The sequence below is a fragment of the Pseudomonas sp. MF7453 genome, assembly GCF_016405455.1.
In the GTDB taxonomy this organism is placed as follows: Bacteria; Pseudomonadota; Gammaproteobacteria; order Pseudomonadales; family Pseudomonadaceae; genus Aquipseudomonas; species Aquipseudomonas paralactis.
Map to the genome: position 1 here is coordinate 43,883 of NZ_JAEKCN010000026.1, position 10,207 is coordinate 54,089.

General features: G+C 59.2%; 10 protein-coding genes. 6 read left to right on the top strand and 4 right to left on the bottom strand.

From position 1 onward, the window contains the following. Positions 1-29 precede the first annotated feature (29 nt). From JFT63_RS27290 to mnmH, 3 genes are all read left to right on the top strand, one after another. Positions 30-779, top strand: coding sequence for a TerC family protein (locus JFT63_RS27290; RefSeq protein ID WP_057704319.1), 750 nt, complete (start codon positions 30-32; stop codon positions 777-779). 94 nt (positions 780-873) lie between these two features. After that, entirely contained in the window at positions 874-1,908 is a 1,035-nt protein-coding gene (gene selD / locus JFT63_RS27295; RefSeq protein ID WP_057704318.1) for a selenide, water dikinase SelD, read from the top strand. Beyond that, complete coding sequence (mnmH, locus tag JFT63_RS27300) at positions 1,908-3,011, top strand: tRNA 2-selenouridine(34) synthase MnmH (protein ID WP_198845146.1); 1,104 nt, start codon at positions 1,908-1,910, stop codon at positions 3,009-3,011. Before selD ends, mnmH begins: the two co-directional genes overlap by 1 nt. A gap of 441 nt (positions 3,012-3,452) precedes the next feature. Here the strand turns inward: mnmH and JFT63_RS27305 are convergent, their stop codons facing one another. Beyond that, the gene (locus JFT63_RS27305; RefSeq protein ID WP_198707886.1) at positions 3,453-4,508 is read right to left on the bottom strand and encodes a permease; all 1,056 of its coding nucleotides are present in this window, start codon (positions 4,506-4,508) and stop codon (positions 3,453-3,455) included. A gap of 58 nt (positions 4,509-4,566) precedes the next feature. Next, the gene (locus JFT63_RS27310) at positions 4,567-5,268 is read right to left on the bottom strand and encodes a hypothetical protein (RefSeq protein ID WP_057704315.1); all 702 of its coding nucleotides are present in this window, start codon (positions 5,266-5,268) and stop codon (positions 4,567-4,569) included. Between the two features lie 252 nt (positions 5,269-5,520). On the opposite strand from JFT63_RS27310, the gene JFT63_RS27315 reads away from it, so the two are divergent. The 3 genes from JFT63_RS27315 to hemB all read left to right on the top strand — a co-directional run bounded on the left by JFT63_RS27315 (position 5,521) and on the right by hemB (position 8,156). Beyond that, positions 5,521-6,219 (top strand): glutathione S-transferase N-terminal domain-containing protein, encoded by a 699-nt coding sequence (locus JFT63_RS27315; protein ID WP_057704314.1) that lies wholly within the window; start codon positions 5,521-5,523, stop codon positions 6,217-6,219. Between the two features lie 3 nt (positions 6,220-6,222). Next, entirely contained in the window at positions 6,223-7,065 is an 843-nt protein-coding gene (locus JFT63_RS27320; protein WP_198845147.1) for a PhzF family phenazine biosynthesis protein, read from the top strand. A 116-nt stretch (positions 7,066-7,181) separates the two neighbouring features. Beyond that, complete coding sequence (gene hemB / locus JFT63_RS27325; RefSeq protein WP_016977356.1) at positions 7,182-8,156, top strand: porphobilinogen synthase; 975 nt, start codon at positions 7,182-7,184, stop codon at positions 8,154-8,156. A 59-nt stretch (positions 8,157-8,215) separates the two neighbouring features. Here the strand turns inward: hemB and JFT63_RS27330 are convergent, their stop codons facing one another. Beyond that, positions 8,216-8,629 (bottom strand): hypothetical protein, encoded by a 414-nt coding sequence (locus JFT63_RS27330; protein ID WP_034125790.1) that lies wholly within the window; start codon positions 8,627-8,629, stop codon positions 8,216-8,218. Between the two features lies 1 nt (position 8,630). After that, positions 8,631-10,207 (bottom strand): RHS repeat-associated core domain-containing protein (locus JFT63_RS27335; protein ID WP_198845148.1); only part of this gene is annotated, 1,577 nt, incomplete at its 5' end.

Genomic DNA, 10,207 nt, shown 5'->3' on the forward strand with positions numbered 1-10,207 from the left:
TCCCAGCACTACCACGTCAGGACTGACCTATGGATTACCTTTTACAACTGGCCGCCAGCCCCACCGCCTGGGTCGCACTGGCTACCTTGATCGTCATGGAAATCGTGCTGGGCATTGATAACCTGATCTTTATCTCGATCCTCACCAACAAATTACCCGAGCAGCACCGGGCCAAGGCGCGGCGCATCGGTATCAGCATGGCGCTGATATTGCGTCTGGGCCTGTTGAGCACCATCGCTTTTATCGTGCAGTTGACGGCGCCGGTGTTCGAAGTGCTCGGCCAGGCGTTCTCGTGGAAGGACATGATTCTGATCGCCGGTGGCCTGTTCCTGGTGTGGAAGGCAACTACCGAAATCCATCACAGCATGGATCCGGAGCCTGAAGAGAAAGCAACAGTGGGCAACACTGTGGCCATCGGCTTCGCGGCGGCCATCGGGCAGATCCTGTTGCTTGACCTGGTGTTCTCCATCGACAGCATCATCACTGCTGTGGGCATGACCGAGCATTTGCCGATCATGATCATTGCTGTCGTGACATCGGTGATCGTGATGCTGGTGGCGGCCGAACCGTTGGCCAAGTTCATCAACGACAACCCGACCGTGGTGATGCTGGCCCTGGGCTTTTTGATCATGATCGGCATGACGCTGATCGCCGAAGGCTTCGGCGCCCATGTGCCAAAAGGCTACGTGTATGCGGCCATGGCATTCTCGGCGGCTATCGAGTGCCTGAACATTGCACGGCGTAATCGCCACAAGCGTTTGCTCGCTGCCCGCCAGTAACCGCTGACCCAAACAGGCCGGCTGCGCTCACAAGAGCCCAGCCGGCCTTTTGCTGTCTGCTAGAATCGGCCCACTTGATAGCTTGAGGTCACCCATGAACGAGCCGATTCGCCTTACCCAGTACAGCCACGGCGCGGGTTGCGGCTGCAAGATTTCGCCCCAGGTGTTGGAGGTTATCCTTGCCGGCAGTGGCGCACAGAACCTGGACCCTAACCTGTGGGTGGGCAACGCTTCACGCGATGATGCGGCGGTGTACGCCATCGACGACGAGCGCGGCGTGGTCTCCACCACTGACTTTTTCATGCCGATAGTCGACGATCCCTTCGACTTCGGCCGCATCGCCGCCACCAATGCCATCAGCGACATCTACGCCATGGGCGGCGACCCCTTGATGGCCATCGCCATTCTCGGCTGGCCGGTCAATGTGCTGGCGCCGGAGATTGCCCGAGAAGTGATCCGCGGGGGCCGTTCGGTGTGTGACGCCGCCGGCATCCCGCTGGCAGGTGGGCATTCCATCGACGCGCCGGAGCCGATCTTCGGCCTGGCCGTTACCGGGATCGTGCAAAAGCGCCACATGAAGCGCAACGACACCGCCACCGCCGGGTGCAAGCTGTACCTGACCAAGCCTTTGGGTATCGGCATCCTCACCACCGCCGAAAAGAAGGGCAAATTGCGCGAGGCCGATATTGGCCTGGCCCGTGACTGGATGTGTACTCTCAACAAGCCCGGCAGCCGCTTCGGCAAGTTGGCCGGTGTGACCGCGATGACAGACGTCACCGGTTTCGGCCTGCTCGGCCATCTGGTGGAAATGGCCGACGGCAGTGGCCTGACGGCCCGCATCGAATATGCAAAAGTCCCACGCCTGCCAGGGGTTGAGTATTACCTGGACCAGGGCTGCGTACCGGGCGGTACCTTGCGTAACTTCGAGAGCTACGCCAGCAAGCTGGGGCGCGTGCAGGAGCTGCACAAGCGCGTGCTGTGCGATCCACAAACCAGCGGTGGCCTGCTGATCGCCGTTACCCCCGAAGGCGATGCCGAGTTTCATGCGGTAGCCGCTGAGCTGGGCCTGAGCCTTGAACCTATCGGCGAACTGCTTGAGCGACAGAGCAACGCGGTAGAGGTGATTTGATGGCAACTGACATCACCGATTACCGCGACATCTTCCTCAACGACCGGCCGATGATGGATACCCGCGCGCCGGTGGAATTCACCAAGGGCGCGTTCCCCGGTGTGGTCAACCTGCCGCTGATGACCGACGACGAGCGTCAGCGGGTGGGCACTTGCTATAAGCAGCAAGGCCAGCAAGCCGCAATCGTCCTGGGCCATGAGCTGGTCTCTGGCGCGATCAAGGCCGAGCGCATCGAGCAGTGGGCGCAGTTTGCTCAGGCTAACCCCGATGGCTATCTGTATTGCTTTCGCGGTGGGCTGCGCTCGCAGATCGTGCAGCAATGGTTGAAAACCGAAGCGGGCATTGACTACCCGCGTGTCGGCGGTGGCTACAAGGCCATGCGTACGTTCCTGTTGGAGACCCTGGAACAGACGACCGCCGAGTGCGATTTCGTACTGCTTGGCGGTATGACCGGCACGGGCAAGACCGAAGTATTGGGCCAACTGCACAATGCCCTGGACCTGGAAGGCCATGCCAACCATCGCGGTTCCAGCTTCGGCAAGCGCGCCACGGCGCAACCCTCCAATATCGACTTCGAAAATCGCCTGGCGGTGGATTTGCTGAAGAAGCGCGCAGGTGGTATCGAGCAGTTTGTGGTGGAGGACGAGAGCCGCATGATCGGCAGCTGTGCGCTGCCGCTGCCATTGCACAAGGGCATGCAGACGTTTCCTATGGTGTGGCTGGAAGACAGCGTCGAGGGCCGTGTCGAGCGCATCCTTAAGGATTACGTGGTGGATCTGTGCGCCGAGTTCATTGAGGTGTTTGGGGAAATCGGCCAGCGATTATTTGCCGAGCGCCTGACCCAGAGCCTGGCCAATATTCACAAGCGCCTGGGCGGCGAGCGTTTCCAACGGCTGCAGGCGGTGTTGCAGGAGGCCCTGGCCGAACAGGCACGCAGCGGCGCAGTGGAGCTGCATCAGGTATGGATTGAAGGCTTGCTGCGTGAGTATTACGACCCGATGTATGCGTTCCAGCGCGAGAGCAAGGGCGCGCGTATCGAGTTTGCCGGGGAGCAGGGTGCGGTGGTGGAGTATTTGCGCGAGCGAGCAGCTCGGGTGGGGTGACCTTTCGGACGCCATCGCAGGCAAGCCAGCTCCCACCTTTGTATGTATTCACACTTCAAAAGGTAGGGGCTGGCTTGCCTGTGATGAGCATAGGTATCTACACAACTTCGGCGCGACGCTGGACCTGTGGCGAGGGAGCTTGCTCCCGTGACGGCCTGGCAGCCGACGCTGATCGAGCTGACGCACCGCGATCCAACTGTGGGAGCTGGCTTGCCTGCGAAGACGGCCTGACAGTCAACACAGTTGGACCGTGTACATATCCATTCCTGCGGTAACGGCCACCTGAATTCCGGCCAGCGTGGTTTAACGGGGCGCCTAAGATCAAAAGCAGATCAAGATCAAGAGCGGCTCGCTTCGCATCGTGGTTACCGGCGGTTGCGGCGAACTGCACAGTTGTGTAGATACCTATGCTGCGATGAGGCCATCAGCCCCACTGAAACTCTAAAGAATTACCGCCCCAATCAACCCACACACCACCCCCACCAGCATGGTCAACCCGGCCACCGTCACCAGTACCCGTGCATCGAAATCCTTGCGCAGCATCAGCAGCGACGGCAGGCTCACGCTCGGCAGGGTCATCAGCAAGGCCACTGCCGGGCCGGTACCCATGCCCAGGGTCATCATGGTTTGTACGATGGGAATCTCTGCCGCCGTAGGAATCACAAACAGCGTACCGACGATCGCCAGCGGCACCAGCCACACCAGGCTGTTGGCCATTGCGCCGTCCACGTGTGGGAACAGCCACACCCGGGCCGCGCCGAGGATCAGCACCGCCAGGATGTACACCGGGATGGTGCTCCAGAACAGTTGCCACAAGGTGCGCAACCAGCGGCTCAGGAAGGGTTGCGACTCGACGGTGCTGACTTCGGCGACAGCCTCCAGCGCCGCTTCCGGCACTTGATCAGGGCGCGCAATACGCTGCGCCACCAGGGACACTCCCACCACCAGCACAATCCCAGCCACCAGCCGCAGCGCGGTAAAATCCCAGCCCAGCACAAACCCCATGAACACCAGCGTGGCCGGGTTCAACACCGGGTTGGCGATCCAGAACGCCAACGCCGCGCCCACCGACACCTGCTGACGGCGCATACCCGCTGCCACTGGCGCCGCACAGCAACTGCACATCATCCCCGGCAAGGCGAACAGCCCGCCGCGCAGGGTCGAGCCCAGCCCGGCACGGCCGAACAGGCGCAGCAGCCAGTCGCGAGGGATCAATACCTGCAGCAAGGAACCGAGGATTACCGCCAGCACCGCGGCTTTCCAGATCGCCAGGAAATACACCTGGGCGTAGGCCAGCGCCGCCGCCAGGGGCGAGCTTTGCTGATCATTGAGAATCGAGGCGCCAATGCTGTGGTTGTCGGCCGCTACAAACGCCTTGAGGTAGTAGGGCGACCACTTCACATAGTAGAGGCCGATGCAGGCCACCAGGAGAAACAGTGCAGGCTTGTACCAGAACGACCAGCCCCGACGGGGCTGGGTGGAAGCGAGATTGGACATGAAGAGGATCCGCAGGTGAGTCGATAGCCCGGCATCATACGCCCCTGCGGCTCAACCTTCAGGAATCGGCACTCAACTGAGTCGGGTCCGGGCAGCTTTCGTCACCATTGTTGAGCCCCTGCTTGTAATTGCGACTGAGCAGTGACGCCTTGCCGTTGTGCCAGGTCAATGTCAGCACGTACAGCGAGTCATAGTCATTGCCGGACCAGTCTTCGGTAATAGTGTGCTTCTCGCCGGCTGCTTCGCTGGCGACTTTGTTGATCAGCTCCGGCAAGTAACCATGGGACCAGGCCGTGTAGATTATCGCGTTGCGATACTTGTCCTCGACCAGTTCTTCGGCGAGGGCACTGGTGTCATTCGCTGAAAACTCGATGTTCACCGGTAGGCCGAGCTTGATCGCGCTGGGGCTGATGGTTATTAGTGGGCGAATGTAGCTGTAGGAATTATCCAGCTCGCCTTCTTCAACATTGCGCGTCGGGTTGGCGGCAAATACGTAGTTGGCCTTGCCGAATTTTTCCGGCAACACGCTCGCCAGGTTCATGGCGCGGTTCAGGCCCTGACAGTTGAGTTGGCCCAGGCCGCCGGCAGGTTTCTCGCCATGGCGCAGGAAAACCAGGGTTTGCACGCCATCGACCGGTTGCGCACGGCTTTCACGCGCGTCCAGGGCGGTGACGGCGGCGGCGCTGACCAGCAGCAGCGGCAACATCATGTATGAATAACGTTTGAATCGTTGCACAAGGCGCAGAGGCTTGATCTTCATTATAGGTTCGAGTCTTCGTGCGTCGGGTTAAGGCGGACAGGCCCGGCCCCAGTGACGCGTGGAGCGTCCTGCGGTATTCCCTGTCGATATAGCAAGGTGCCTCCATTCACCCTTCGGGCGCTCTTAAGAGTGCAAACGGGCGTTTTGGTTCGCCCACGGGGGATACTAGCCGGAAAATGTTGCGCAACGATGACCCATGCACGACAACGGGTAGATGACTATCATGGGGACTTTCCGTCCAGGGGGTTCTCGATGAACGCACTCGCCGCTTTCCCGATCAACAGCAAATGGCCCGCCCAGCACCCGGAACGCTTGCAGTTGTATTCGTTGCCCACGCCCAACGGCGTCAAGGTGTCGATCATGCTTGAGGAACTGGGCCTGCCCTATGAGGCGCACAAGGTCAGTTTCGACACCCAGGACCAGTTGTCCCCAGAGTTCATGTCCCTGAACCCCAACAACAAAATCCCCGCCATCATTGATCCCAACGGCCCGAGCGGGCAGCCGCTGGCGCTGTTCGAGTCCGGCGCGATCCTGATCTACCTGGCGGAAAAGACCAGCCAGTTGCTGCCCGAAGACCCGGCCACCCGTTATGAAACCCTGCAATGGCTGATGTTCCAGATGGCCGGCATCGGCCCGATGTTCGGCCAGGTGGGGTTCTTCAACAAGTTCGCCGGCAAGGCTTACGAAGACAAGCGCCCGCGTGACCGCTACGCCGCCGAAGCCCGACGCTTGCTCGGTGTTCTGGAGAAGCGTCTGCTGGGCCGCACCTGGATCATGGGCGATGACTACAGCATTGCCGACATCGCCACCTTCCCCTGGATTCGCAACCTGATCGGCTTCTACGAATCCGGCGACCTGGTGGGTATTGCCGATTTCCCTAATGTACTGCGCGCATTGGACGGCTTTGTCGCACGTCCGGCGGTGATTCGTGGCCTGAACATTCCGAGCTGAAACATGCCGACTTTCGATTTCCAGCAACTGGATGTATTCAGCCGCGTACCGCTTAAAGGCAATCCGCTGGCCGTGGTGCTCGGCGCCGACAGCCTGACCGAGCAGCAGATGGCGGGCTTTGCCAATTGGACCAATCTCAGCGAGACCACGTTTTTGCTGACACCCAGGGATCCACGAGCCGACTACCGCGTACGCATTTTCACCACCCTCACGGAACTGCCGTTTGCCGGCCACCCGACCTTGGGCAGTTGCCACGCCTGGCTGCAGGCCGGTGGCGTGCCCCGAGGCGAGGAGATCATCCAGGAGTGCGAAATCGGTCTGGTGCGCATTCGCCGCCAGGGTGAGCAACTGGCGTTTATCGCGCCGCCGTTGCTGCGTGCGGGAGCGGTTGAGGCGCCATTGCTGGAGCGCGTGCGCCTGGCATTGGGGCTGGCGCCCGAGGCGATTGTGCGCAGTCAGTGGGTCGACAATGGTGCGGGTTGGCTGGCGGTGATGCTGGCTGATCGTGACGCGGTGCTCGCGTTGCAACCGGACTATTCGCAACTGCTGGGCCTGGCCGTGGGGGTGATCGCCCCCTGTGATCCGCTGCGTGACGCGGTAGACGCGCAGTTTGAAGTGCGCGCCTTTATCGCTGGCGACGGCGCCCCGGAAGACCCGGCCACCGGCAGTTTGAACGCCGGTGTGGCCCAATGGCTGCTCGCCGAGGGGCTGGCGCCCAGCCGTTATGTGGTCAGCCAGGGCACGGCGATAGGGCGCGCGGGGCGTATTCACATCGAACGTGAGGGCGATGAGATCTGGGTCGGCGGTGCCGTGGCGCTGCGTATTCAGGGGCGTCTACAGCTCTAGATCAATAAATTGTTACGCGCCCGGCAATACACTATTGGCCCCTTGGCGTTTGTGTTGCCGGGACTTGGGGGCATAAGCTTTGGCCCCAAAGATTTCAGCCATTTTTCAGGAAAGCCATGACCAGTCAGTTCCCCCAAGCCCGCCCACGTCGCCTGCGCCGCTCCCCGGAGCTGCGTGGCTTGTTCCAGGAAAGCGAATTCACTCTTAACGACCTGGTGTTGCCGATCTTCGTTGAAGAAGAAATTGACGATTTCGTGCCGATTACCAGTATGCCGGGCGTGCTGCGCATCCCGGAGAAGAAACTGGCCGGCGAGATTGAACGTTACGCCCGTGCCGGCATCAAGTCGGTAATGACCTTCGGCGTGTCTCACCACCTCGACGCCAGCGGCAGCGATACCTGGAAAGAGCGCGGCCTGGTTTCGCGTATGTCCTCGATCATCAAGGACGCGGTGCCGGAAATGATCGTGATGTCCGACACCTGCTTCTGCGAATACACCGACCACGGCCACTGCGGCGTGATGCACGGTGCCCATGTCGACAACGATGCAACCCTGGTCAATCTCGGCAAACAAGCCGTGGCCGCTGCCCGCGCCGGCGCCGATGTGATCGCCCCGTCAGCCGCGATGGACGGCCAGGTCCAGGCCATCCGCCGTGCCCTCGACGACGCCGGTTTCACCCACATTCCGATCATGGCTTACTCGACCAAATTCGCTTCGGCCCTCTACGGCCCGTTCCGCGAAGCGGGCGGCAGCGCCCTCAAGGGCGACCGCAAAAGCTACCAGATGAACCCGATGAACCGCCGCGAAGCCGTGCGCGAATCGCTGCTGGACGAACAGGAAGGCGCTGATGCGCTGATGGTCAAGCCAGCCGGTGCCTACCTCGACATCATCCGCGACATCCGTGAGGCCTCACGCCTACCGGTCGCGGCCTACCAGGTGAGCGGTGAGTACGCGATGATCAAGTTCGGCGCACAGGCCGGAGCGATTGATGAGGACCGGGTGGTGCGCGAGACGTTGGGATCGATCAAGCGGGCGGGGGCGGATTTGATCTTTACCTACTTTGCGATGGATTTGGCGTTGGCGGGGATCTAAAGACATCTTTTCTCCCCTGTGGTGAGCAGGCTTATCACAGGGGGAGGGGCACTCATAACTTAGTTGAATTTTTCGTAATCTTGCGCACCTAGTGACACCAACCATTTCCTGAAGAAATCAATTTGTTCCTGTGGGTCGTTTGTTAGGTTCTCCTCTTCGTAGTCAAACAAATGGACTATGTCGTCGTTGGTAGCTTGCTGACCTAAAGTCATTTCATATGCGACGAGCCCCGCGCTCATCTGAGAAGCCATTCTTGAAGGTTTAACATTTATTTTTGCCCCTTTGCATAAAAAAGTTATATGCGGGAAGTCTGCTCTGATTTTTGCGAGGCAAATATATAGGTCATGCCCTTCATAAACTTTTTTAAAGTTATCGGCCTCTGAAAATGTCATGATGAGCTTCCTTGGGTCATATTTGACGGTGACCTCCTTGTGCTCGTTTTTGATTATTACCTTTATATTTTTAGTTTTCATTTTATTTCCTGTTGGGGTTTGGTATGGAATATCCAACGTAAGTTCCATCAGATTTTACTGGGGTGGCGCCTAATATGTCCTCTGTGTCGATTTTGTTATGGATAGCGAATTCTAGCTCTTTAGGGTACGGCGCCTGCTTGCCTAGTTCTGTATTTATATCATGCCCCTCAATATTCTTAAGTGTGTATAAATAGCCTTTTTTATCTCCGTAGCTGGTAGCAAAAGTGATCCCGACTGCCCGTGATGGCGATGTGCTTATGAAGTTGCTGGGAGGGTCACTACTGTCAATTGCGTGTAGGTACAAATCTTCGCTATCACCTTTGCTTTTAAAGCCATTTTTGAATACCTCGCTTGGAGGGGTTTTGTCTCCGCGAAAAAGATACTCTTCGTCATTATGAGAAATCGGAAGGTTGGGTTCTGATTTCTTACTTAATGTTGGAGTTGAAGGATCTTCAACGCCTAGGGATGGCTTGCATCCTACCGTACCTGGGCATCTGTTCAGTCCAAGCGGATCTACCCACCCCGTAGGATTGGGCACGTACTGGTACCCATTGATCCCACCCGCCAGCTTCACCGGGTCCGGTGTCAGGTAGCGACCAATATCCGGATTGTAGTAGCGATGGCGGTTGTAGTGCAGCCCGCTTTCCTGGTCGAAATACTGCCCTTGGAAACGTAGCGGATTATCAATTTTGCCCATATCGAGCCGGGCGATCTGGCCGTAGGCACGGTAGTGGGCGGACCAGACGATTTCGCCTTCGGTGTCGGTCAGTTCTTGCGGCGTGCCGAGGTGGTCCAACTGGTAGTGGTAGGGCTGGGTTTCTTCTGGGCCGAAACCTTCCAACAGTGCCAGTGGGCGGAAGCTGTTGGGCTCGTAGATATAACTGCGATGACAGTCCGCATGGTGTTCGGCAATTAGCTTGTCGCCTTGCCAGAAAAACTCCGTGGTCTTGCCATCCACAGTCTTGCTGACACGCCGCCCAAACGGGTCATACCGATAACGGGCGGTTTCGCCGTTGGGCATGATGACGCTGATCAACCGATGCTGGCAGTCGTAGCGATATTCCGTGACGAGTTGCTGGCCCTTGCCGCGCCGTTCGCGGATGAGGTTGCCGAAGGCGTCGTAGTCGTAATGGCGGTCGCCCTGGATCATCAGGCGGTTGCCGGCGACGATGTCCGGGCCGGGGCGGTCTTGCATCAGCAGGTTGCCCGCCGGGTCGTGGGCGAAGCGTTCCTGGACGTCTTGAGAATGATCGGCGCGGGTCAGACGATTCAGTGGGTCGTAGCGGTAAAGGTGTTCGCCTTTGCGTGTGTCGAGCAGGCGGGTGAGGGTGCCGCTTTTGTCGTAGTCGTATTGGCGTTGGTAGAGGTAGTTTTGCTGCTGCGTTACTGCGTGGGCGTGCAGGCGGTTTTGCTCGTCGTAGTGATAGTGGCTGAGCAGTTGACCTTGTTGGCGTTGGTGTTCGCGGCCGCTCTTGAATAGGTGTGAGGTGAGCACTTCGCCGTTGAGTTCGACGGTAGCGAGGTGGCCGCCCTTGTCGTGGTTGAAGGTGAGGCGGTTGTTGTCCGGCAGGCGCAGGT